Annotated in this window: 25 protein-coding genes; 7 read left to right on the top strand and 18 right to left on the bottom strand. The window is 66.8% G+C overall.

The genetic code is table 11. The features are described from left to right. Positions 1 to 334 precede the first annotated feature (334 nt). Positions 335 to 622 (top strand): DUF6374 family protein, encoded by a 288-nt coding sequence (locus IU452_RS39480; protein WP_416382318.1) that lies wholly within the window; start codon positions 335 to 337, stop codon positions 620 to 622. Positions 623 to 707: 85 nt separating this feature from the next. Here the strand turns inward: IU452_RS39480 and IU452_RS14795 are convergent, their stop codons facing one another. From IU452_RS14795 to IU452_RS14740, 12 genes are all read right to left on the bottom strand, one after another. Beyond that, a complete protein-coding gene (locus tag IU452_RS14795; RefSeq protein WP_195109685.1) occupies positions 708 to 893 on the bottom strand; it encodes a hypothetical protein in 186 nt (61 codons plus the stop codon). Positions 894 to 915: 22 nt separating this feature from the next. Continuing rightward, positions 916 to 1,125, bottom strand: a complete 210-nt coding sequence (locus IU452_RS14790) for a hypothetical protein (RefSeq protein ID WP_195109550.1) — start codon at positions 1,123 to 1,125, stop codon at positions 916 to 918. Next, a complete protein-coding gene (gene ssb, locus IU452_RS14785; protein ID WP_195109549.1) occupies positions 1,122 to 1,637 on the bottom strand; it encodes a single-stranded DNA-binding protein in 516 nt (171 codons plus the stop codon). Before ssb ends, IU452_RS14790 begins: the two co-directional genes overlap by 4 nt. Before the next feature lie 66 nt (positions 1,638 to 1,703). Then, positions 1,704 to 2,894 carry a hypothetical protein gene (locus IU452_RS14780; protein ID WP_195109548.1) on the bottom strand — a complete coding sequence of 397 codons (1,191 nt, stop codon included), beginning with the start codon at positions 2,892 to 2,894 and terminating at the stop codon, positions 1,704 to 1,706. Beyond that, positions 2,891 to 3,436, bottom strand: a complete 546-nt coding sequence (locus IU452_RS14775; protein ID WP_195109547.1) for a hypothetical protein — start codon at positions 3,434 to 3,436, stop codon at positions 2,891 to 2,893. Before IU452_RS14775 ends, IU452_RS14780 begins: the two co-directional genes overlap by 4 nt. After that, positions 3,433 to 3,876, bottom strand: coding sequence for a hypothetical protein (locus IU452_RS14770; RefSeq protein ID WP_195109546.1), 444 nt, complete (start codon positions 3,874 to 3,876; stop codon positions 3,433 to 3,435). Before IU452_RS14770 ends, IU452_RS14775 begins: the two co-directional genes overlap by 4 nt. Positions 3,877 to 3,909: 33 nt before the next feature. Next, positions 3,910 to 4,356: a hypothetical protein gene (locus IU452_RS14765; protein WP_195109545.1), complete on the bottom strand. Its 447-nt coding sequence runs from the start codon at positions 4,354 to 4,356 to the stop codon at positions 3,910 to 3,912. Next, positions 4,353 to 6,317, bottom strand: a complete 1,965-nt coding sequence (locus IU452_RS14760) for a hypothetical protein (RefSeq protein WP_195109544.1) — start codon at positions 6,315 to 6,317, stop codon at positions 4,353 to 4,355. The genes IU452_RS14765 and IU452_RS14760 overlap by 4 nt, the downstream gene beginning before the upstream one ends. A gap of 168 nt (positions 6,318 to 6,485) precedes the next feature. Further along, positions 6,486 to 7,193, bottom strand: coding sequence for a hypothetical protein (locus IU452_RS14755; protein WP_195109543.1), 708 nt, complete (start codon positions 7,191 to 7,193; stop codon positions 6,486 to 6,488). After that, positions 7,190 to 7,435, bottom strand: coding sequence for a hypothetical protein (locus tag IU452_RS14750; RefSeq protein ID WP_195109542.1), 246 nt, complete (start codon positions 7,433 to 7,435; stop codon positions 7,190 to 7,192). The genes IU452_RS14755 and IU452_RS14750 overlap by 4 nt, the downstream gene beginning before the upstream one ends. Beyond that, on the bottom strand, positions 7,432 to 7,647 hold the full coding sequence (locus IU452_RS14745; RefSeq protein WP_195109541.1) for a hypothetical protein: 216 nt from the start codon (positions 7,645 to 7,647) through the stop codon (positions 7,432 to 7,434). Before IU452_RS14745 ends, IU452_RS14750 begins: the two co-directional genes overlap by 4 nt. Next, on the bottom strand, positions 7,644 to 7,862 hold the full coding sequence (locus IU452_RS14740) for a helix-turn-helix domain-containing protein (RefSeq protein WP_195109673.1): 219 nt from the start codon (positions 7,860 to 7,862) through the stop codon (positions 7,644 to 7,646). The genes IU452_RS14745 and IU452_RS14740 overlap by 4 nt, the downstream gene beginning before the upstream one ends. A 275-nt stretch (positions 7,863 to 8,137) precedes the next feature. On the opposite strand from IU452_RS14740, the gene IU452_RS14735 reads away from it, so the two are divergent. Next, entirely contained in the window at positions 8,138 to 9,028 is an 891-nt protein-coding gene (locus IU452_RS14735) for a phosphotransferase enzyme family protein (protein ID WP_195109540.1), read from the top strand. On the opposite strand, the gene IU452_RS14730 is transcribed toward IU452_RS14735, so the two are convergent. Together IU452_RS14730 and IU452_RS14725 are read right to left on the bottom strand one after the other, a co-directional pair. Then, positions 8,990 to 10,423, bottom strand: a complete 1,434-nt coding sequence (locus IU452_RS14730) for a hypothetical protein (RefSeq protein ID WP_195109539.1) — start codon at positions 10,421 to 10,423, stop codon at positions 8,990 to 8,992. The two genes, IU452_RS14735 and IU452_RS14730, sit on opposite strands and share 39 nt — an antisense overlap. Before the next feature lie 11 nt (positions 10,424 to 10,434). Further along, complete coding sequence (locus IU452_RS14725) at positions 10,435 to 11,619, bottom strand: tyrosine-type recombinase/integrase (RefSeq protein ID WP_195109538.1); 1,185 nt, start codon at positions 11,617 to 11,619, stop codon at positions 10,435 to 10,437. A gap of 421 nt (positions 11,620 to 12,040) precedes the next feature. Between IU452_RS14725 and IU452_RS14720 the strand changes: the two genes are divergently transcribed. Continuing rightward, on the top strand, positions 12,041 to 12,418 hold the full coding sequence (locus IU452_RS14720; RefSeq protein WP_195109537.1) for a hypothetical protein: 378 nt from the start codon (positions 12,041 to 12,043) through the stop codon (positions 12,416 to 12,418). A gap of 12 nt (positions 12,419 to 12,430) precedes the next feature. Here the strand turns inward: IU452_RS14720 and IU452_RS14715 are convergent, their stop codons facing one another. Next, positions 12,431 to 13,198 (bottom strand): ArsR/SmtB family transcription factor, encoded by a 768-nt coding sequence (locus tag IU452_RS14715; RefSeq protein WP_195109536.1) that lies wholly within the window; start codon positions 13,196 to 13,198, stop codon positions 12,431 to 12,433. Between the two features lie 120 nt (positions 13,199 to 13,318). Between IU452_RS14715 and IU452_RS14710 the strand changes: the two genes are divergently transcribed. The 4 genes from IU452_RS14710 to IU452_RS14695 all read left to right on the top strand — a co-directional run bounded on the left by IU452_RS14710 (position 13,319) and on the right by IU452_RS14695 (position 21,864). Further along, complete coding sequence (locus tag IU452_RS14710; protein WP_195109535.1) at positions 13,319 to 14,707, top strand: MFS transporter; 1,389 nt, start codon at positions 13,319 to 13,321, stop codon at positions 14,705 to 14,707. 252 nt (positions 14,708 to 14,959) lie between these two features. Then, entirely contained in the window at positions 14,960 to 16,183 is a 1,224-nt protein-coding gene (locus IU452_RS14705; protein WP_324192616.1) for a hypothetical protein, read from the top strand. Positions 16,184 to 16,534: 351 nt separating this feature from the next. Continuing rightward, positions 16,535 to 16,978: a hypothetical protein gene (locus IU452_RS14700; protein ID WP_195109534.1), complete on the top strand. Its 444-nt coding sequence runs from the start codon at positions 16,535 to 16,537 to the stop codon at positions 16,976 to 16,978. After that, entirely contained in the window at positions 16,978 to 21,864 is a 4,887-nt protein-coding gene (locus tag IU452_RS14695) for an HAD-IC family P-type ATPase (RefSeq protein ID WP_195109533.1), read from the top strand. Before IU452_RS14700 ends, IU452_RS14695 begins: the two co-directional genes overlap by 1 nt. Here the strand turns inward: IU452_RS14695 and IU452_RS14690 are convergent, their stop codons facing one another. The 3 genes from IU452_RS14690 to IU452_RS14680 form a co-directional block, all read right to left on the bottom strand. Beyond that, on the bottom strand, positions 21,865 to 22,809 hold the full coding sequence (locus tag IU452_RS14690; protein ID WP_324192615.1) for a hypothetical protein: 945 nt from the start codon (positions 22,807 to 22,809) through the stop codon (positions 21,865 to 21,867). A 184-nt stretch (positions 22,810 to 22,993) separates the two neighbouring features. Beyond that, positions 22,994 to 23,257 (bottom strand): glutaredoxin family protein, encoded by a 264-nt coding sequence (locus tag IU452_RS14685; RefSeq protein ID WP_195109532.1) that lies wholly within the window; start codon positions 23,255 to 23,257, stop codon positions 22,994 to 22,996. Next, positions 23,254 to 23,577 (bottom strand): nitroreductase/quinone reductase family protein, encoded by a 324-nt coding sequence (locus IU452_RS14680; protein ID WP_228817879.1) that lies wholly within the window; start codon positions 23,575 to 23,577, stop codon positions 23,254 to 23,256. The genes IU452_RS14685 and IU452_RS14680 overlap by 4 nt, the downstream gene beginning before the upstream one ends. Positions 23,578 to 23,613: the final 36 nt, after the last annotated feature.

The following is a 23,613-nucleotide window of genomic DNA, read 5'->3' as shown; positions in this document are numbered from 1 at the left end:
GCGCAGAAAGTGGTGTGGTCGTGCCAAAATCGGCGTAGCGGCACGAATTCACCGGTACGGCCGAGTCATTGGTGCCGATGGGAGGGTTTTGCCTCCGGCGGGCACCGCTGCGGGGAAGACGGGGGCGCTGGCGAACGGAAATGGCCGCGCTGGGAGATGCGTGCGGGTGCTGTCTTCCCCTTGCGGCACGGACGGGTCTACCACACCCGCAACCGCGGCCGAACAGTCCGAGAGACCTGGGTGGGGTGGCTGCGGGACCGCGATTGCGGGCGTGGTCGAGTCGACCCGGGCGCCGCAAGGGGAAGACAGCACCAGGACACCTCGCAAGTATCGAATGAATGTTCGACTCGAGGTAGTCTCGCGGACCATGCCCGAACTCGACCCCATGCCCTCCACCTACGCGCTGATCGCCGACGTGCGCCGCCAACTGCTCGACGCCGCCGCCTTCGGAAAACACCTCACACCCGATCACCGAACACATCGCACGCACCCTGGCGGGCGTGCTGCACGCCTGCGCCGCCAGCACCTCCACCGCAGATGCCGGGCCGGCGGACCACGCCTTCGTCGACTACCGCGGCCGGTTCCGCCGACCCCGATGACACCCGGTCGCGGGTGTTGTTGACACAATGACAGGGGCGGCGCTGGTGCCCTCCTCCAATGGGCACGAGCGCCGCCCCTGTCCTTTCAGGTACTGGCCTCCTTTTGCGTTACTGCTGCATCTGGCGTTGGCTGCGAGATTGCCGCTCGGCGTGCTGTCCGCCGTTTAGCCAGCTCACGCGTTCGGCAGCTTCCTCACGGCTGCCGTAATCGGAATCGGTCTTCCACTCACCGTCCGGCGTGTAGAAGCCAACCGTCCAGAGCTGTGGTTCGGTTCGCATATACACCCAGCTCACGTCATACCTCCTGCCTTGTCGTTCACTGCTGCATCTGCTGGTGTCGCTGGTGGGCGGCGACCTGGCGTCCGGCCAGCCACTGCAGTCCGTCCTCGGCCTCCAATTCCGAGTCGTAGCTGCTATGGGTGACCCAACGGCCGTCCGGTGCGTAGAACCCTGTCTCGTAGCGTGTTTCAGCTCCGTTGCCGATCGCGCGGCGAGACCACACCAACGGCGCGTATTCGGTGTTCATGCGGTGGCTTGTATTTGCTGCTTGCGCCCAGCCACCTTTCGGGCGGGTTTGTCGTCACCATTGGGTGCGAACTCGCTCATTCCGTCGCCAGCTTGTTCGGTGTGTTGCTGGCTGCCGTTGGAATACTGCTGGCCCGCACGCTGGTTGGCGCGCCGCCGGTTGACTTTCACCTGCGCGAATTTCATCGACGCGGCCACATCGTCGGCCTGCAGCTCCCACACTGTGTGCCGCTTGTTCTCCTGATCGGTCCACGACCGTTGGTTGAACGCACCCGTCACCACGACCCGGTCACCCTTGTGCAGCGACTCGGCCACGTTCTCGGCCTGATCGCGCCACACCTGGCAGTTGACGAAACTGGTCTGCCCGTCCTGCCACTGACCGGACTGCTGGTTGTAGGTCCGCGGCGTTGACGCCACGGTGAACTTGGTGACGTAGTTCCCGTTCGGGGTCGCCACCAGCTCCGGATCGGCGGTCAGATTGCCCGCCACGGTCACCTGAATCTTGTCACTCATCGGATCTCTGTCCCTTTCTTCATGTTGTTTCCGATATCGGATCCCCCAGCCACGCGGGCTGGAAGTTCAAGAGCGGCCCCGCAATCCGGGGCCTGTGATTTCATCGAGAACAGCGAGGATGTTGCGCACCGTGGTGTGGTGCAGCTGGTTGCGGTCGGCGATCGTCGTCGGCGCGGTTCCGGCCATCGCTTCGGCGACAACCGCTGTCACCTCATCAACGGTTTTCGTCATCCCCGGTCTGCGCTGCAGCACTTCAACCGCGAGACGCCGTGCATGATCCGCACGAGCTTGACCAGCTTGTTTGCCGACTGCAGATGGTTGGGTGCGGTCCGCAGGTGCGAGGTGCGGTTCAACCTGCGGTTTAGGGTGCGGCGCCGCGGCGGCGTGTTCGATGAGGGTGGCGTAGCGGGCTGCGACCCAGGCGTGCAGCCAGATCACCACCCCCACCATCAGCGGTGCCACCGCGTATTCGGCGGCCCGGCCGATCTGACCGGCGACCAGGTGCGGTCCGGTGTTCAACCCGATCGTGATGGCCAGCAGCGCGGACTCGAACACGACCACAGTGCGGCGGCGCACTGCTTGTCCCCACCGGGCGGCGGTGGTGGCCACCAGCATGATCGCGATCAACGGAATCGAGATCATGGCCTCGATGCCATAGGACAGCCAATACAGCGGATTGCCCATGTTGCCGTCCGGGACAAGGTTGTGCTGCACGTTCACCGCCGCCCACACCATCCCCAGCACGACCACCGCGATCAGCGCGCGTGAGGACCATTCCGCCCGCCGGTACAGCTGCGCGAGCCGCGCATCCGCACTAGTGACCCGCGCCCGTGCTGCCAGCGCCCTCCGGTGCCACCGCGCATCCGCCGCCTGTTCCCGCGCTATCGTCTCCGCGGCCTTGCGGTCGCGGGCCTCAGCGGCCAACTCGGCTTCGATCGCGCGGCGGCGTTGGGCGCGGCGTTGCGCCCGGATCCATTCGGCGAGTTCGCGTTCGGCGGCCAGCTCGGCTTCGGACAGTACCTCAGTCAATGCGGCGTCGTCCTGCAGTGGCAGCTGCGCCCGGGCTGTGGCCACCCGCCGCGCCAGGGTGGTCACCGCCTCGTCCACTTCGTCGACGACCGCCGGCTCCACCGAGTCGTGGGCGTCGGCGGGCAACACCAGACCGTGCGCGGTCACCCGCCACGGCTGCGGAACTGGCGCTTGCAGTCGGTGCAGGAGCGTGTTGGTGTGGATGACAGTTCCGTTGGTCCTGGTCATTGCTGCATCACCGCCCGTTGCGCTCGCTGTGGTGTACTGGCGGAGCCGTAGCGGGGTATTGCTGTCACGAGGCGTTCGTGGTTGGCGTCGAGCACGTGCGGTTCTACCAGGTCCAACGCGTCGTCTACCTCCACCTCAAGGTCGTGCACCAGCTGCTGCAGCCGGTCACGTTCGTTGAGCGCCGCCGTCAGCTGCCCTGCCAGCTCCGTGCGGTCGGCCTGCAGCTGCGTGTTCTCTGCCCGCAGCTGATCTCGTTCAGCCCGCATGGTGTCGAGCTCGATAGCGAGCCGGTCCCGCTCTGCCTGCACCTCAGCACCATCTACGGCGCCGGGGGCGCTATCGGTAAGCCACAGCCGATGCCACTGCTCAGCGAACCGTGAAGACTCCCACGGTTCGGCAACCAACGACGATTCGTCCGACAACCGTTGCTGCTCAACCGGATCCGTGGCCGCGTCCATCCGGTCATGCAGGTCCTTGATGCGGGTGTAAGCCTGCCGCATCCATTCCTGTACCCCCGCAACCTCTTCGGGTGCCGCGGTCATGCCTGTTCCTCCATCCGCGGCGGTGCCTGCTGCTGAGCGACCTCGGTGACCCGTGGGTTGTGCGGGTGGTCGTCGTAGTCCTCGAACGGGATCTCTTCGAAAACCGGCACGTTCATCACCTCGACGACTTCGGCGGTCTCGGTGGTTTCCTCGCGGGCTTCGGCGGTGGCGTAGGAGTCGAGTTGGGCTCGCGCACCCTCCAATTCGTGCGCGAGCTGGTCTCGTTCCTCGGTCACCTCCGCCAGATCGATCAGCAGCTGATCCCGCTCGGCGATCACTTCCCGCAGCTGGCTCGCTTGCGTGATAACCAGGTTGCGGTAGTTCGCCTGGTTCGCGGCCTGCGCGGCGAAGACATTGCGGATCTGCCACCACACTTGGGCGATCTGTTGCCCAAACCGCCTGGTGTCGTGGCTGATCTCATCGACTTCCGATCCTGACATACGTTGTCCTTCTTCCTGATTCGTTGATTCCGGTTAGAACGGCGGTGCTTCGGTGGCTGGATCGGCTGGTGCCGGGAGACGGCTGGCATCGCGCAGCTGGTAGGCGCGGTGGTTGAGCCATCGCCACCCCAGCACTGCTCCACGTCGGATCAGCCGCCATCCATGTGTGATGACAGTGAGCGGGTGCGGGGCCCCGACGGAAACCCAGATGCCGTACCCGATCCACCCGACACCCCACACGCACACCGGCACCACCGCCGTCGGCGGCGCGCCCGACACCGCTGTCACCACCACCGCCGGTGCGGCGATTCCGGTGGCCGCCATGCCTGCGCGGGCGGCTTTGAGCCTGCGCCTGAATATCGTGCGCGGGTTCGGCCGCTGAGCGGTATCGGGGTCGATGCCGCACGCTGACAACAGGTCCCGCAGTGCGTTGTCCCAATCCAGAGACGTCTTCGTGTTGATCTCATCGTCGGAATTCATTGCTGTTCCTCGTTTTCATCGGGGTCGTTCCTCTTCTTCGTTGGGGGTTTCGGCCGTTGCGGCCTGTCGATATCGGCGCGGCGCGCTATCGGCCGGTCCCGCGGGGACCGATTCCGTTGCGGTCCTGTCTGATCCGCCGTATCGGAGGCACCTTGGTTCTCTGTGGTGTCGATGCGCGCCCACTGCGGGTATTCGAGGGTCGGTAACTCGTCCAGGTCGATGGGGGCGACTTGGCCCCAGACGGCGTGGCCGCCGCTGACGTAGACGGCTTGACCGACTTCGAAGCGCCGCAGCCGATTCGGGTGCACGAGCATGGCCTCGCTGGAATTCACCGTGCCGTCTTCGCCCAGCCGGGATCCGGTGAGGTGGCGGGTGGATTCGAAGACGGTGCGGGTGCCGAATTTCTCGCACAGCACCCCGTTGTTCTCCCCTCGCATCCCGATCCACCCACCGGAGGTGGAATCCACGATGCGGTGGCATTCCTCCTCCGTGCGAGCGAGACCGAGGAATGACTGCGCGGCATAGATCAGTGAGCAGTTCAGCTTGCGGGCCCGCTCCACCAGGTCGATCACGTCCACGTCGCCCTTGTCATCGGCGACCGCGGATTTCTCGTCCATGACGATCCGGATCCGCCGATCGTGACCGGTGGCCGCGAACTGCAGCACCATGGTCTTGATCGCCGACACCTGTGCCCGCGCGGTCTCCTTGCGGGTGGTGCCGGGCGTGCACACATACAGGGCGTCGAAATCACCGACGCTTCGGCCACCTTCGAACGCGTCCCCGAGCGTTTCGAACAGATCCCGCAGCTTGCCCGCCACATCCGGCACCGCCGGCGGCTTCGACTCGTTCAATGCCGCGATCTCCTCACAGATCGCGTGATCGGCTGCATACAACTCCAGTAGTTTCTTTGTCGACAACCGCTCGAACAACTGCGCCCGATTACGCGGCTTGTCCAGGCGCACACCGGCATCCGACAACGCTGTCCCGACCACGAGCGAAACGACGCGGCGGCGGTTGTTCTCGAAATGCACTTGACTGGCGTCGGTGGCTGGTGCGGGGCACAGCATTGCCTGCAACGTCTCGGTCATATCCGGTGCCGCCATGTCATACAACTCAAGTCTGGTCGTTACCGGCCACAACCCGATCTGGTTCGGGTCCACACCCAACCGGGTCATCAACTGCACGAACCGCCGCCCGGTATGCAGGTCGCCACCGCAGTCGATGAACACGATCAGAGGCCGCCGTTTGCGGCTGCGCAGGTACCGGTTCCAGTCGTGGGCGTACACGCTGGCGACCGTCCGTAACAGCAGCGTCGTCTTACCCGACCCGCTGTTGCCGGTCACCACCAGATGCTCGTCCACCGCTCGCACCGGCACTGTCAGCCACCGCTCCCGGCGGCGCAGCAGCGACCCCAGCACCCCCGGATCCCGTCGCGCCGACACCTGCGAGCACGGACCCAACACCACCCGGTTGTGCAGGGTGAGCGGGGTCGGATACCGGACCGCCGCGCGGGCGGCTTGGTCGCGGGCGTCGCCGATACGGCGAGTGATGCGGTGGGTCTTCTCCGGTGACTTATGGCCGAGAGTGGCCAGCCGGTGGCAGTAGCGAGCCCACCACCACGCGGCCACTGACCACGCGAGCGGCACCCCGAGTACCGCCATCCCGACTACGCCACCCGGTGCCCACCCGTCCCATGCGACGTGCGCGCCCTCGGTCAGCATCCGTAGCGGTGCCGAGGGCGATCCATCCACCAGCATCGACGTCACCGGCATCACCAATGAACCAGCAGCCGCTCGGCCTACGCGGCCCGGCGTCCACCCGCATGCGTTCGCGGTGATCAGTAGTCCCGCGGCCGAGACCGCCATGACACCGCCTCCGGCGGTCACCACGTGCACGACATCGGCCAGCACCTGCGCGTCCGGCAGATTCCCGTTCCAATGCGTCGTCCACTGCGACGGCACGTCTGGCACCTGCTCAGGCACCCCCGGCGGCTTATCGACCCCGCCCACACCCGGAAACACCGGATCCTCGACAGGCGGCGACGACGGCGTAGTCGTCGGAGGCGGGGTTAGTACAAGCTGCGCGGGCGGTGTGTACCCGCAATCAGGTTGCAATGGATAACAAGCCATTCAGCTCGCCTCCTCCGAATTCGTTGTGCCAGTGAGGAAGCGGTCCAGATCGCGGATGTCTAGCATTGCCAGCAGTTCGTCCTGGCCTTGCTCGCTCAGGATGCGGGCGGCGTTGTCGACCGACCGACGAACGGCACGACCGCGAACGAAATACACGACACCGGTGAGGTTTTCGCTATGTGCGGCCTCCAATGCGGCACGTAACGACCTCACCGCGCGACCTGCGCGCGATTTCACCGACAACTCCACCTCGACCGCCCAACGATCCCCGGAGCCGTCGGTGAACCACCCGTCATGCACATGGCGACTACATTGCGACCGCCAGGGATTCGACTCCCGCCGCAACAACCGCTCACTGGTCCAGACTTCCGGATCCAGCTCGCGCCCGGTTAACGTCAGCCGAAGCTCCGCCAACGCCCGCGTGTGCGCGACCGTCGTCAACCGCGGAAACCACGGCCCCGGATCGAAACCCAGAAACGCCCAGGCAGTTTCCCGGGTCGGCCACACCCACAACTCGTTCGACCACGACCCGCCCGGCCCCTCCGACGGCATCCGCTGCGTATGCACAAACCCCGCCTGCTGCCAGGTGCGAGCCAGCTCATAACCACGGGGACGGCTCACCTCACACAGTCGGCAAACCGTGCTGATCGACGCCCCATACTGCTGAGCCAACCACTCCCACGCCATCGCATTCCGCTCCGTCGTCACAGTTGTTCCTCCATCCGCTGCCGCTGTTCCGTGCGGGCCTCGGACGCCTTCTGTTGTCGCTCAGCTTCGGTGCGAGCCAGTGACTCACGCTGTTGTGCGCAGGCGTTGATCACTGATTCCGGTGCGTCCCAGCACAGACGGCCGAGAACACCGGCCCATTCCTGATGAGGCAGCGCGTGCAACGTCTCCAGTGCCCGGTCGGAAAGTTCTTCACGCCTACGCCACTCGTCGGTCACAGTCATTGCTGTGCCTCCATACGGAACAGGTGTTTCAGCTCCGCCACCTCTGTTGCGGTGGCCACCGCATACTCGACGGCCTTCAACATCACTGCCGGGGCATAACCAGCCACGTAACCGACGGCGTAATCCCACTCAGCAGCGGTCAACCTGTCCCACGCCATCAGTGCCTGCCGCACCTCCGGATCAAGATCAGCGAACGCATCCGAGACACTCATGCCGCACCGCCAGTAGGAGGCATTGCGTAACGCGAGGACCACTGTGTTGTCGCAGTAACAGGACGGATTAACCCCAGCAGTTCCGCGCGGTTGATCCGAATCTGGTTAGATACCAACCGGTACCCGGTCAGCTTGCCCTGGGAAATCCAACGCCGCAGCGTCCTTACGTGGACATCGACTAGTTCCGCCCCTTCGGACAGCCGGATCAAGTCCATTTGTTCTCTATCGTCATCCCGCCTTCTGGAACGACCCATGACACCTACTCCTATCGTCGCGAGTTGAGCGAAAACTGCTCGCATACAAGGACACTCGCGACAGCCAGGGGTTCGGCAGTGCACAGACAGGAGGCAATCGAGGCACAGAGGGGGCACACGAGTTCTGTCGTGTACCCCCCGCACACACGGCCGCGATCCTCCCGACGCACACTCGTGCCGGGGGGCTCCCCTCGGTACCGACATGATCGTTCAGCCTCAACCGGTAGCCTGATGAAATGCCGACTGCGACGCACCTGGATCCGGACACAACGTACGGCGTGATGCTTGCCGCCTGTCGGCAACTTGGAATTAATTCTGCTGATAGCCAGCTAATAAGACTCGGCGAGAATGCCCTATTTCGCCTCAATACTGAGCCTACAATCGTACGAGTAGGGCGGTCCATCGAGGAGAGCAGAAAAGAGGTCGCCGTCTCGCTCTGGCTCAATAGGAACGGGATACCAGGCACAGAGCTTGCTTATCCAGAAACCTCGCTTCTGGTCATTGACGGCTTGCCGGTTACTTTTTGGAAGCTGATCGAGGTAGGTTCAATAGCGCCAACTGCAGATGATCTTGGGTACGTTATCAAGGCTCTACACGCTCTCCCTGAACCAACATCTTTCAGGCTGCCCAAATTCGAGCCTATGCCAAAAATAGACGGAAGAATTGAGCATCTTCGAGAGAAATTCGACGCGGGTGATATTAGTTTTATACAGAAGAGAAAGTCGCGGATCGAAGACGACTTCTGCAAGATTCGATCAGTCTTAGGTTGGGGGCCGCTACACGGCGATGCTCACATAGGGAACCTGATGCGCGACAAGAATGGCACGATCCGGTTGATTGATTATGGAGACTTCTGTTTCGGTCCCCGTGAGTGGGACGTATGCACACTCGCGGTTAGCTACAAGGTTGGTACGGTGCCGGAATCGACCTACCGATCATTCGCAAACGCATACGGTTTTGATGCGTTGCAATGGGATGGCTTCCCTACAGTGCAGGCGGCGCGTGAACTCAATATGACAACATGGCTCATGCAACTGGGCGGACACTCCAAGCAGATCGATGCCGAGATACGAAAGAGACTCGCTGACTTACGAAATGGCAGCACCCGGCGCTGGGAACCCTTTTGATTTGAGGGCATTGTAGGCGTACTCATCGAATGAAACTGTTGGTTTGGCGCCCGCGGCCGTACGATGTAGCCGACGACGGAAGTCGGTCAGATAGCAGATCAGCCGGTGCGAATGCAAGTGCGCGACTACATCGACCACGCTTTGTGCGAGCGACACGGCCTCATCTAGTTCACGTTCTTGAAGTTGCGCCGTGGCGTACACAGTTCTGACGAATTGCACGCTGCGCACATATAGGCTGTCGGCCTCGGCGATAGATGAGGCCGCATAGTTGATAGCTAATTCTGATCGCCCTAAATCACGGAAGCTGTGTGCATATTCAGCATGCAACTCGGCCTCATCGAAATATCTAATCCATTTAGGATCCTCGTCTGGATTTCGTCGACTCATATATTGCTCCGCCTTACCCAGAGCTTCGGTTACCCCAGATTCATTTCCGAGCGAAGCCAGAGCGCGCGCTTCCATACCGTGGAACAACGCCATAGTAGTCGGCGTTGCATATCCACTTGCAACATGCACAGCAGCGCGGGCCAAATGAGTTGCATAATCAAAATGGCCCAAGAAGTTCGCTTGGTGACTCATACCCGCTAAGAGTCTGCCGCACAGCGGTCGATCATTAGCCGCCTTCGCCAGTCGGAATCCGTGGAAGAGGTATCTTTGAGCTAAGCCATGCTCACCCATATCGTACGCGGTCCAGCCAGCGAGTCGCGCCAGGGTTGCCGCAGCCTGAAAATATTGCCTACCGATCTCAGTGCCAGGATTCACATTCTTTATACAGGGCAGGACGCTAGTTTCGAGGAATTTTGCGACCAACGATTTGGATTGACCGCCACCATATCGATAGTCGAAGCTGGAGAACATCTCCACTGCGTCACGCACGGCTTGTACTTCGACCTCGGTTACGTTTCCTGACGTGCACAGATCTGCAAACATGTCGCTTCCGAAAATTGCGTTCACAAGCAGGTCCGCCCACGCCTGTGGAATCACAATCAATTGTGAACCGTTCTGCGCCGATCTGACAAGAGAATCCAGCGCCTCCACACTTCCGACCGGATTTTCCGGATACTTTATTACGTCTATATTCTCGACCGTGGAAGAATACGAGTAACCAAGATCTTCAAAGGACAAGCGGCGGCCGACTAGCTCGCTCAGCACGGCTCGCAGTACGTCGCCCGTCCTGTACTCCGGTTGCTTGATCCTGCCGTCACAGTACTTTGCGATAGCCCCGTGCTGCGTACCAACTGGTGTACCACCGCCCCTCTTACTGAACTCACGCATCCTCCATGCGAGTGCCTTATGGCTGATCCCGGCCTCTTTGATGAGATCTTTGAGGTGCTGGTTCGGTATCCGCTCCGCAGGTCTAGGCATGATCGGACCCCCTGTCTCCTTGACCGTCAAGTACACCACCGTCACCGATCATTTGGCCCCGGTTGTCTCGGATCCGTCTCGCCACGGGTGCGCAAGTCCACCATCGCTGAAAGCTTCCGTGCGAGCTGGACATCACGGTTCTCAACGGCCCGCTGGTAGCGCATAGCGGCTGCCGCGGTCGTGTGACCGAGACGGGCCTGCAGCTCCTTTAAGGTCGCACCGGCGTGAGCGGCCATCGTCGCCCCGGTAACACGTAGGTCGTGGAAACGAAGATCCTCTCGCCCAGCAGCCTTCCGTGCCCGGTAGTAGTGCCGGTACAGAGTGCTCGGAGCAAGGTGACCACCGTGATCGGCCGGAAACAGCAAGGCATCTCGCTTCGGCTTCGTGTGATCACGTAAGTGAGCACGAACAGCGTCGTGTAGGTGGGGAGGAACGTTGACTCGTCGAATTCCGGCTCGTGATTTTGGTGTCGTCGTCTGACGTCCGCTCTTCGTCCGAACAACTCCACGCCGAACATGCAACACCACTTGATCTTTCGCCAGAATCACATCCATACGCCGAAGCTCGGTCAGCTCACCGAACCGCAACGCACACCAGGCAGCAAGCTGGGTCATGAGCTTCAGCCGGTCAGGCATCTCGCCAACGATGATGCCCAGCTCCTCGAGAGTTGCTGGGGAAGCATGATGCGCTGGGTCGACTGCGCCGGCGCCGTGAATCTTCGCCGGGTTCACCAGAATTCGCTCTTCGTCTTCTGCAGAGCTGAGGATGGTGCGAAGTAGCGAGTAGGCATGCGAACGATAGGTCGGACGACCCAGAAGCGTGATGTCATACCACTCCCGGACATCATCGCGAGTGATCGACTTCAACGGCATGGATCCCAGTTCGGGGAGGATGTGGTTATCCAGAAGGTCGCGGTAGTGATCCTTGGTTCGCTGCTTCAGTGGACGGCCGCGGACAATCCGGTGCTTCAGCCAATCGTCCGCGTACTCCTTCAGCGTGATCCCGGCCCGCGACTGCTTCTGTAAGCCAGGTGGACTCCACAATCCGTCCCGAATCTCTCGGTGGATGCGCCGCAGCCATGCCTTCGCGTCGTCCTCCGTTGCGAAAGTTTGCTCGGCCTTATAACGGCGTAGGTCAGGGCCGGTGTAGCGCGCCTGATGACGACCCGAACTTAGCTGACGGATGGTCCCGAACGACCGCTTCGGTTCCCCGTCCTTCCGCGCCATGCCGCACTCCTTGCCTGTTGGTCAGACCCCGTCGGATCGCTATCGAGAGGCCCGGACTGGCTGGCCACAAACTAGTTGCGGCCCAACACACTTCGGGCCCACGAGCGTAGTCTGATTCTATGCCCAATTCGTGCCCAATACGCAGTGTTTTGCCCAATCCGTGCCTCACAAATGTACACAGGTAGGCGCCAATGTCGGCATTTGTCCAAAGCGCATCTATGCAGGTAGAGCGCTGAATTTTGCTAGACTCCCCTGGCAACGGAGTTGCGCGAGCAATACGCGCGTTATTAATTCAATCCCAGTATCGCGCACCAACAACCACGCAGTGAGCCCCGGTTTCGACTGGGGCTCACTGCGTTTTCGTCCGTTCGGGGGGCGGTCGCACGATGATGGAGGCGACCGGATGGACGGGAGGTGTGTGATGGGGTTGTCGAAGGTGTGGGTGCGGACGTTGCGGGATGGGCTGGTGCGGGCGGACCAGATTATCGGGGTGTCTGCGCATACGACTCCGGCGTTGGCGGGGAAGCCGTCGCACTGGCTGGTGGATGCGACGCTTGCGGTGTCGGCGGGGAGTGGGGCGCGCGATTCGTGGGATATGACGTTGCTGCATCGGACGTTGATTCAGACGCCGGCCGAGCCGGTCGATGCGCCGGAGGCGTGTGCCCGGCTGTTGGCCTCGCTGCAGGAATCCGAGCATGCGGGCATCATTACCCCGGTGCTGGTCGAGGGGACGACGCGGGCCCGCGTGATCAGCACGGTCCGCTTCGAGTTCACCCCCTTCGACTGTGAGGACCGCTGACTCGGGTCGCGGTCAGGCGGCCGGCCGGATGCCGAGCACGCTGTCGAGGGCGCGTGCGCCCGAATCGGTGAGCCGCAGTGACCGGCGCGAACCGTGCCGCTGCAGCCAGCCCGCCGACTCCATGCGCGTCAGCACCGCGGCGCCCAACGCGCCGCTGAGGTGGTGGCGTTGTTCGCTCCAGTCCACGCAGAAGCGCAGCAGCGGGCGACGCTGGCGACGGGCGGCGTCCAGATCGACGCCCAGTTCGGCGAAGACGGTATCGGCATTGGGTCCCAGTTCGTAGGCGTGCTCGCGGACCGGGGCGGACAGCCGATCGCCTTGGGCGCGTTCGGTTCCCACGGCTCCGTCGGTGCGGATCAGCGCGCCGTGATCCAGCAGCGCCTCGGTGACCGCCACACCCAGTTGTCCGGCCAGATGGTCGTAACAGCTGCGCGCGCGGCGCAGGGCCGCCGCGCGGGTGGATTCGCGCAGCGATCGCACCGGATGGGTCGGCGCGAGCACGGCCAATGCCTCGATCGCCGCCCCGACCCGGGAGTTGGCCAATCGGTAGTAGCGGTGGCGACCGGAGCGCTCCACCGTCAGCAGGCCGCCCTCCACCAGCCGCGCCAGGTGCTCGCTCGCCGTCGACGCCGCCACACCCGCCTCGGCCGCCAGGACCGAGGACGGCAGGGCGCGACCATCCGCCAGCGCCGCCAGCACCCGCGCCCGCGTCGCATCCGCCAGCAACGCCCCGACCGCGGCGATGTCGGCATATCCGTGCACAGGTCGGTGATCCGTCATGAGCCCAGTCTGCCGCGCACACACTTCGGCCGCCGCCGAACAATGCGTGCAGGACACACCCGACAGCAGGCCGCCCACGCTTCGGCGCCGACCGAAGAATTTGCGGGACAGACTTCGGGCATGACCACTTCGATACTCGAGAGTCCCGGAACCGTTGCGGCACAGCGTGGACGGGTGTTGGGCGTGATGTGTGCCGGCATGTTCTTGGTGTTGCTGGATGTGACCATCGTCAATGTTGCGCTGCCGAGTATCGGGCGCGAGTTGCATTCGGATGTGGCCATGCTGCAGTGGGTGGTCGACGGATATGTCGTCGCCATCGCCGGTCTGCTGCTGGCCGGGGGCACGCTCGGGGACCGGCTCGGGCATCGGCGGGTGCTGGTCGCGGGCTTCGCGTTGTTCGGCGCGACGTCGCTGGTGTGTGCGCTGGCGCCGAGCGTCGGCGTCCTGGCCGGTGCGCGGGTGCTGCAGGGTGTCGGTGGGGCGCTGCTGCTGCCCAGCACCATGGCCGTGATCGTCGACGTCTACCCCGAACGCGGCGAGCAGGCCAAGGCGCTCGGCCTCTGGGCGGCCGTCTCGTCGCTCGCGCTGCCCGCGGGTCCGCTGCTGGGTGGGCTGTTGGTCGGCTCGCTGGGGTGGCGGCCGGTGTTCTGGATCAATATGCCGTTGACCGCGGCGGCCGTCGTGGGGGCGCTGCTGGTGGTGCCGAACCGGGCGGGCGATCGGCGGGGACGACTGGATCTGATCGGGTTGCTCGGATTCGTGGTCGGGCTGGGCGCGGCGGTGTTCACCGTGATCGAGGCGGGCCACCGCGCGAATGCGGTCACGGTGACCGCGGCCGCCGCGCTGACGGTGGCGGCACTGGCGACAGCGCTGGGGTCGGCGCGGCGCAGTGAACATCCGGTCCTGCCGCTGGACCTGTTGCGCCGCAAGGAATTCCTGAGCCCCAACGTGGTGGCGCTCACCATGAATCTGATCTTCAACGGAATGTTGTTCGTATGCATGCTGTATCTGCAGGACGTCCTGGGCTACTCCCCGCTCGTCGCCGGATCGATGGTGCTGCCGCTGGCGGTTCCGCTGGTCGTGCTGGCACCGGTGTCGGGTCGGCTCACCGCCGCCCGCGGGCCGCGCACCGCGGTGAGCGTCGGCTGTGTGCTCGCGGCGACCGGTTCGCTCCTGCTGATCGGCCTGGACGTCACCACCGGAACCGGTTGGCTGCTGGCCGGTTTCACGCTGCTCGGCTGCGGCGCCGGTTTGGTGACCACCTCGGTCGTCGCCGCGGTCGTGCGGGCCACTCCGGCGGATCGTTCCGGGCTCGCCACCGGCGTGTCGAACACCGCACGCCAGATCGGAACCGCCTGTGGTGTCGCCATTTTCGGCGCGATCGCCGGTGCGCCCTCCGGCAGCCACTTCCTCGGTGCCATCCATGGGCTCGCCGTCGCCGCCACGGTGGCCTGGCTCGCCGCCTTGGCCGTCACCCGCTTCGGCATCGCCGCCCAGCCCCGCCCCTGAGCACCGCGGCCGCCCAGCCAGCCCCTCCACGTCCCGCACAGCGAGCCCGATAGTTGGGTAAGCCACCGCGGCCCTCACTCACCGCTGCGGATGTCGGGATCTCACCGACCCGGCACGGCCGACGAAGGCCGCTCCCAAGGTCACGCGCGGCCAAGACCGTCCGGGAACCGGACACGCGCCCGGTTACCCGACGGATTCGGCTCGAGGACCTAGGCTTTCGAATGAACGTGCGAAAGATGATTAGGGGACGCGGTGACGACGAGCCGGACGGATGCGATACGAGCGGGGCTGCTCGACGACGTGCGCGACGGGCTCTCGTTCGAACTCGAAGAGGTGGACGAGGCGATCGCCGCCATCGTGGCCGCCCAGGCCGAGGAGCGTCCTCGCGACGGCGAGCTGCTCACCCAGCGGCTCGGCCTCGACGGGGAGCGACCGGAAACCCTGACCTTGCTCGGCGCCCGCTACGAACTGTCGCGCGACCGGGTGCGCCAGGTCTACACCCGCGCGGTCGGGCAGATGGTGCGGCGCGTGCAGGCCACGGGCTTCCCGGACACCGCGGTCTTCGCCGCACGCTACCCGGTCGGCTGGGGCGATGAACGGCTGGTGCGGACGTTGCTGACCGAAACGTATGTCACCGACAGCGATATCGCCGCCCAAGAGCTGGCCTACCTCAAACTCCGCCTGGCCGGACACGCCCTGATGGATGCCAAGCGGATAGCGGGCTTCGTCTTCCAGCGCATCGCCGGATGGCAGCAGCGCGGGCGCTGGCATCCGACCGAACCGCGGCAGTCGGATCCGGTTGCCGGACAGCTTCTTCCGCTGCTGCGTCGCACCGACTGGCCCACCGGTGCGTCCGCTCCCCTGCCCGACGCACCCGTTACCACCGTCGATGCCGACGACGACGCCCGCGGCGCGATGTTCACCGAAAAGCTGGGCCGGGAAGCGAGTTTCGACACCGCCCTGGAGGCACGGCTGCTGCGGATGCTGGACGAGAGCGAACAGGTCGCCACGTTCGTCGAGCGCCCGGTCGGCGTCGACTATCGCCTCGACGGCGTCCGGCGCACCCATCACCCCACCGTCGCCGCCCGGCTCACCGACGGCCGGGTGCTGGTGATCGATGTGGTCCCGCTGGGGCGGCTGGCGGTGCACGGCAATCGCGCCAAACTCGCCGCCGCCCACACCCGCGCCCACGAACACGGCTGGGGCTGGCTGGTGTTCACCGGCAGCCGCCTCGGCGAACCCGACCTGCTGCGGCACACCGTCGACGCCCGGCACGAGAACCTGTTGCGCAATCGCCTCGCCGCCGGTCCGATCGACTGGGCGGAGTTCCGCCGCTATGTGGACGAGACCGGCATCGAGGTGGTGGACCTGGCGGCCATGACCCTGCGCCACGGCTGGCGCTGGGAACGCGGGCCGTTCCGACTCAGCCGCGACACGGTGGCCGACCGGGTGACGAGCGCCCACCTGTCGCGGTGATCGATAGGCGAGGTCGCGCCAATGGATGCCGCCCGAGCGGATCCTGAACGGTAGCCGAGTCGCCACGTCGAGTGGTCACGGTCCGGCGAGGCGCATCCGGTAGGTCCGGCGACAGCTCGGTCGCTCGGGCCACGGCCCACGAATCATCTCGATACCGGTCGGCGCTACCGCCCTGGCAGATGGGGCTGTAGCGCGGAATCCCTTGCCTGCGTGAGCGATTGCTACCCAACTCGGTCCCGCACCGGTGCACGCGTGAGAATCCGTCCAGGTCGAGGGCCCGGGCGATGTTTGCCCGGCGCATAGGCGGGCACGTCGTGCACATCGCCAACTTTCGACAACTGGGAACTGATCATGAGCATTGCATCGGGCACTGCGAAAGCGTTGGGTGCCACGGCATCCGCGACCGCGCAGGCGGTCGGGGCGGTCGGCGGCGCCGCCGTGGGTGCGACCACCGGGGCCGCGCGCGGCATGATCTCCGGCGCCGTTTCCGGCGCCCGCACCGGTATGGATGCACCGACGGCCACCGCCCTCGGCATCGCGGCGGCAGGGGTGGCCGGGCTGGTCGAATGGCCGGTCGTGGCGGCGGCGGGCGGCATCGCCGGAATCGCCTACCTGGCGCGACGCACGAAACAACCACCGGCACAAAAGGAATCGAGCGAGGAGGCGACCCGTCGGCCACCCGGATCGGGGACGAAGACGGCTTCACGGGCACGCGGATCGGGACGCTCACGTCCCGCTACGGAATCCCGGTCGACGCGTAAGCAGACCGGCCGGTCGGCACGTAGCGCGAAGTAATGGTCTCGCTCCGGAGTCTCGCCACCGCACCGATCCGACTGCCGCTGGCCGCCACCGGCGCAACGCTGGGGCTCATGCGCCGGCCGGTGGCCGCCGCCGCCCGGGCCGTCGATCCGGCTGTCGGCGAGATCGTCACCGAGCTCACCGACGGCATCGGCCGGGAGCTGTCGGCGCTGCTGGAGCCGCGCCGACTGCGGCACCAGCGACGAGTCGCGGTGCGCGGCGACCGTATTCACGCCGAGGTGCGCGGGCTGCGTGGTGAGCGCGGCGCCCGGGTGGGCGAGGTACTGCACCGCCAGCTGGATCGGGTGCCCGGGGTGCACTGGTTCCGGGTGAACGCCGCCACCGGGTGGCTCACCGTCGCGGCGGACCCGAAACGGTTGTCGGCCAGCGATATCGAGGCCATTCTCGAACGTGTCGAAGCCCTGGCCGACACCGAGGGACAGTCGTGGAGCCGCCGCCTGGAACACCCCTGCGAGCGCGAACCGGTGCTGACGGCGGCCCTGCAGCTGGCCGGTGACGTCATCGGCCTGAGCGCCGCCGTCGCCGGGCGCGTGCTGCCGATGCCCGCGCCCGCGCACATGTTCCGTGCCGCCGTCGCGCTGGTCGACGGGCAGCCGCGACTGCGCGGCATGCTGGAGGAGCAGTTGGGCCGCCACCGCACCGACACCGTGATCACCCTCGGAAATGCGCTGGGCCAGGCGATGGATGCGGAGATCACCGGCCTGTTCGCCGACGCCGTGCAGCGGGCGATGCGCCTGGTCGAGGCCACGGCCCGGTATGCGCAATGGCGACGCTGGGACGATCTGATCGCCGATCCGCGTCATCGTGGCGTCCCCGAATTTCGCCCTCCCGCGCCGCGGCCCGCGCCGCTGCCGCGCGGCCCCGTCGAGCGCTGCACCGACGAGGTCAGCAGCGCCTCGGCGCTGGCCTCGGCGGCCACGCTCACCGGCGGCCGGGGCACACCCGACGCCGCCGACGCGATCACGGCGGGCGTCCCGAAGGCCGCTCGCGCGGGCCGCGAGCTGTTCGCCGCGACCCTGGCCACCATCATGTCCGGGCGCGGCGTGCTGACCCTCGACCCGCTGCTGTGGCGGCGCCTGGACCGCGTCTCGGCAATCGTCGTGGACCGCAACGCCGTCCGCGGGCACCGCGCCGTGGTGCTGGCCGCCGACACCGAGGACCCGTCCTGGCCCACCGAAGAGGTCTGGAGCGCCACCCAGCGCCTCCTGTGGCGCAACGGCCACGAACTGCCGATCCCACCCCCGCGCGGCCGTCACCGCCCCGACCTCGACCTGACTCCCGAATCCGAGTCGGGGGACGTTGAAAACGCTCCGCGGCAGCAGGATTCGTCCACCGGACCCGATGCGGCCCGCTGGGTGCCTCGCAGGCGCGCCGGTTCTGCCGGACGGCCGACCCGGGCAGCGGCCGAGACGATCACCGAAGCTTCCGAGCACAGTCCGCAAGCCGTCCCTGCCGAGGTCACCGAGGAAGCGACGGGCCATCCGACCGAAACGGTCAGGCCGACCGCCCCCGAACCGACATCGGGAGCCGCCCCTCCTACACCGCCCGACCAACGGCGGGCGGCGCCGACGACAGCGGTGTCACCGACCGGGAACGAGTCGGCGGCCGAATCGACGGCGCCCGCGCGCTCGACGAAAGATGCTGCAGCGCATAATGGCTCGCGACGAAAGACCGACCCCGGGGATCCGCGGTGGTATTTGCTGCGGGAGCGGGGGCGGGTCGTCGGGCGGGTCTTGATCGGGCGGGAGCCGCATCCCGAAGCCGTGGGGTTGTTGGCGGCGGCGCGGAAGGCCGGGCTGCGGGTGGTGTTGATCGGGGACGAAGGCACCGGGGAATTGCGGCGCAGCGCGGACGAATTCGTGCGCGCCGGAGGATCGGTGTCGGGGCTGGTGCATCGGTTGCAGCGGCAGGGGCATGTGGTGGCGTTGCTGAGCGGGCAGGCGCATCGCGGGCTCGGGGCGGCGGATCTGGGTATCGGGATCGTCACCCGACGACCGGACGGGACCGTGCGGATCCCCTGGCAGGCCGATGTGGTGTGCCCGGATCTGGGCTGTGCCCGGCAGATCATCGCCGCGGCGGGGCGGGCGCGCGAGGTGAGCGAGCGCGGCCGCGTGCTCACGCTCTCGGCGGCGACACTCAGCGGACTGCTGCTGGCCGCCGGACCGCACGGCAGCCGGCCCGCGCGTGTCACCAGTCCGGTCGCCGCGGCCACGATGATCGGCCTGGTCACCGGATATCTCAGCGGCCGCCGGGCCGCCCGGGCCGCACCACACGCCGAGGTCCCGCTGGTGCCGTGGCATGCGCTGGAACCGGACGAGGTGCTGGCCCGGCTGCCCGCGCCGCATCGGGAACCGGCGCCGCCGCCGTCGCGGTTGTCCACCGCCACGCAGACACTCGCGGGCCGCTTCAGCGCGCCCGCCACCGCGGCCGTCGATCTGGCCCGGCACGTGCGCCGGGAACTGGCCGATCCGATGACGCCCCTGCTGGCGGTGGGCGCCGTCGCCTCCGCGCTGCTCGGCTCCCCCACCGACGCGCTGCTGGTGGGGTCGGTGCTCGGCCTGAACGCCACGGTGTCCGCGCTGCAGCGGCGGCGGGCCCGGCTGTCGCTGCACCGGCTGCTGGTGGGCGAGCGGCTCCAAGCCCGGCTGATCGTCGACGACATCGAAAAGACCGTGCCCGCAGCGGAATTGCAACCCGGCGACGTGATCGCCCTGGCCCCCGGCGAGGTGGTTCCGGCCGATGCCCGGCTGCTGGAAACCGCCGGCCTGGAGGTCGACGAATCCGGGCTGACCGGCGAATCGGTGACCGTGGAGAAGCAGGCCGGCGCGACACCCGGTGCGGCCCTGGCGGATCGCACCTGCATGGTGTTCGAGGGCGGCGTGATCGTGAACGGCACCGCGCGGGCGGTGGTGGTGGCCGTCGGCTCGGGCACCGAGGCCGGACGCGCGCTGGCCGTGGCCGGTCCGCCCCCGACCGGCGGTGTGCAGGCGCAGCTGCGCAGCCTCACCGCACAGGTGCTGCCGTTCACACTCGGCGGCGGAAGTGCGGTCACCGCAACGAGTTTCCTGCGCGGGCTGCCGTTGCGACCGGCGCTGGCCGACGGGCTGGCGGTCGCCGTCGCCGCGGTGCCGGAGGGCCTGCCGCTGGTCGCGACCGTCGCCCAGCTGGCCGCCACCCGTCGCCTGTCGCGCCGCGGGGTGCTGGTCCGTTCCAGCCGCACGATCGAGGCGCTGGGACGGGTGGACACCGTCTGCTTCGACAAGACCGGCACCCTCACCGAGGGCAGGCTGCGCCTGGTAGCCCTCGCCGACCTGGACGAGAACTGGGACACCGCCCATGCCGCGGACTCCCCGCAGGCCCGGCGGCTGCTGCGCGCCGCCGCCCGCGCCTGCCCGAATCCCGACGACGGCCCGCTGGTGCACGCCACCGACCGGGCGGTCGTCGAGGCCTCCACCAGCCTGCTGGGCGATCGGGCCGCGCACACCTGGGATCCGATCGAGGAGATCCCGTTCGAAAGTTTCCGCGGATATGCCGCGGCCATCGGCCACACCGCCCATCATCTGCGGCTGGCGGTCAAGGGCGCACCGGAGGTCGTGTTGCCGCGCTGCGCACAGGTATTGCGCGCCGACGGCTCCAGCGGGCACCGGGTGACGGCGATCGGCGCTGAGGATCGGGCCGACGCGGAGGCGGCGGTGCGGCGGCTGGCGGCCCGCGGGCTGCGGGTGCTGGTGGTCGCCCGGCGCGACTTCGCCACCGCCCCCGACGATGTCACCGAGGAGATCGAACAGCTCACCCTGCTCGGGTTCATCGGCATCGCCGACACGCCGCGCCCGCGCGCGCCCGAGCTGGTGGAAGAGTTGGCCCGCAACGACATCGGGGTCCGCATGATCACCGGCGACCATCCGATCACCGCCCGGGCCATCGCCGAACAGCTGGGTATTCCGGCCGACGTGGTGGCCACCGGCGCCGATATCGACGCGCTCGACGAGGACGCGCAGGCCGAACTCATCGAGCGGGCGACGGTTTTCGCGCGCGTCTCCCCCGAACACAAGGTGCGCATCGTGACCGCGCTGCAGCGCCGCAACCATGCGGTCGCGATGACCGGCGACGGCAGCAACGACGCGGCCGCGATCCGCACCGCCGATGTCGGCATCGGGCTGGCCGCCCGCGGCTCGGTCGCCGCCCGTGAGGCCGCGGATCTGATTCTCACCCAACCGGACAACGGATCGGATCTGACGGTGCTGCGCGATGCACTGGCCGAGGGCCGGGGCATGTGGCAGCGGGTGCGCGACGCGATCGGCGTGCTGGTCGGCGGCAACGCCGGTGAGGTCGCCTTCACCGTGCTCGGCACCCTGCTGTCGGGTCGCGCGCCGATCGGCACCCGGCAGTTCCTGGTGGTCAACCTGCTCACCGATCTGGGCCCGGCCATGGCCGTGGCGCTGTCGGACACCCGGCCCGCCGACGCGGAGGATTCGGACGAGCCCTCGCTGGGCCCGCCCCCGGAGATCGGCGGAGACTTCCTACGGGCGGTGGCCGTTCGCGGCACCTTCACCACCGTCGGAGCCGGAACCGCGTGGCTGCTGGGCCGCTATACCGGCCGTCGCCACCGCGCGGAGACCATGGCCCTGGCCGCCCTGATCGGCACCCAGCTGGGCCAGACCCTGGTGATCGGCCGCCACAGCCCGCTGGTGTGGGCGACCGTGGCGGGCAGCAGCGCTCTGCTCGCCGCGATCATCATGACGCCGGGGGTCAACCGCTTCTTCGGTTGCGTACCGCTGGGACCGCTGGCGTGGGCGATCGTGATCGGCTGTGCCGTGGCCGGTACCGCCGGATCGGTGGCCGCCGGGCACACCATGCGCTGATCAGCGCAGCATCAACCCCGCCACGATGAAGGTGACGATCACCAGCATGGCGAAACAGGTGAGCGCCTGCCAGCGGACCAGGGCCTCGCGCTGGCGGGCGATCGTCACCCGCAGGGTGGCGTCGATCCGCTTGTGATCGTCCAGGCGGCGGCGGGCCCCGTCCAACTCCTCGGCGATCCGCTCGGCGCGTTCCAAGCGGCCCAGCAGCTTGTGCACCTGCTTGGCCTTTTCACGAGTGGCGTTGCGCGCCAAGGCCAAGGTGGTGCGCTGGTGCATCAGCTCCTGCCGCTGCCGTGCGATCATGAGGGCCTGCGCGTGCGTGTGCTGCTCCCAGTCGGTCACCCTTGCCCATCCTCCCGTGGTCTCGTCGCGGTAGCCCCAGGCCAGTTCGCCCGCCACCCAGCCTTCGATGAATTCCCGTACCGCCCAGGGCTTCTCGTGCGGCACCACCGCACCCGAGGGCCCCGCCTCGACCATCCCGGACACCACCCGGTACTCGCAGACCAGCGGGGCGAAGTCGTCGATACCGAGCGCCGGCAACCGCGGGACCCAGTAGCCGGGCGGGCACAACCACAGCACCTCGTCACAGCCCACCGCGCGCAATCGCGCCGTGCGCTCCTGCGCGTGCGCCAAAAACACCGGGGCACTGCGCACTTCGATCGCGCACAGCCGAGAACCGCGCCGCCACAGCACGCCGGGCGTCTGCGCACCCAGCGACTTGTCCACCTCCGCGTCGTCGGCCCCCGACGCCAGCAGCCGGCCGCGTAGCCAGTATTTCAGTCGCTGCACGTCCCAGTGACAATTGCCACACCCGGCCTCCTGGCAGCGCTCCCCCGGCCGATGGCCGCGTGGATTCGGTTCCACCTCAGGGAGATTCACCGGCTCCGGAGGAGCCAGCACCGCCGCCTGTCCGCTCCCGATCTCGGTCCGATCCTTCGTGCTCACGCGACCACTTCCCCTACCCGTGCACCCGCGGGCCGTTCCAGTCCGCTCCTTCCAGAGTGCCGTAAATATCAGGGCCCTTCACGTGATCATGACCGGATTCGTTACTCAACCGGGAGCCCAGCGTGATCATCGGGGCCGCTTTCATCTCGATTCGAGCACCCGAATGGTCGGTATGCCGAACCGATCACGCAGAGTCGGCGAGGGCGGCGCGGATGTCGTCGACCTTCGGGTTGATCAGGGTGTGCCCGTTCACCAGGACGGTCGGGGTGATCTCGTCGCCGCCGGTGAGGGCGCGCAGGTCGGCCGCGGCCGCCGGATCGCGGGTGATGTCGATCTTGTCGAACGCGATTCCGGCGCGGCGCATGGCGATTCCGAGTCGGAGGCAATAGGTGCACCACCACCGCCAGTAGACGGTGACCGGCGGCGCGTCGGGCGAGGAATCGGTCATGCCGGAGCCCTTTCTGCGATGAGGAAATCGCGGCCGCCGATGCGGGCCAGTTCGGGCCGGTCCATCGCGATCGAGCGGCCCCGATGTTCGAGCCGGAATGCTCCGGCGGTCACGATATTTCGCACCCAGTCGCTGGTCGCACCATAGTTCACCGCGACCATCAGCTGGTTGCCGTCCCAGGTGATCCCCACCGGGGTGCGGTAGCTGCGGCCCGAGCGGCGGCCGGTGTGCACGATATTCGCATAGCCCCGCACCCGCCCGGCCACCACCCGGAACAGCGGATTGGTCAGATACCGATTGATCCGTGCGAGCAAGCGCATTGCGGTCACGGATCCAAGCGTAGCGCCGGCGGTCAT

The organism is Nocardia transvalensis, from assembly GCF_015477765.1.
Lineage (GTDB): Bacteria > Actinomycetota > Actinomycetes > Mycobacteriales > Mycobacteriaceae > Nocardia > Nocardia transvalensis_A.
The sequence above is the reverse complement of the archived record's forward strand: the minus strand, read 5'-3'. Positions and strand labels throughout refer to the sequence as shown.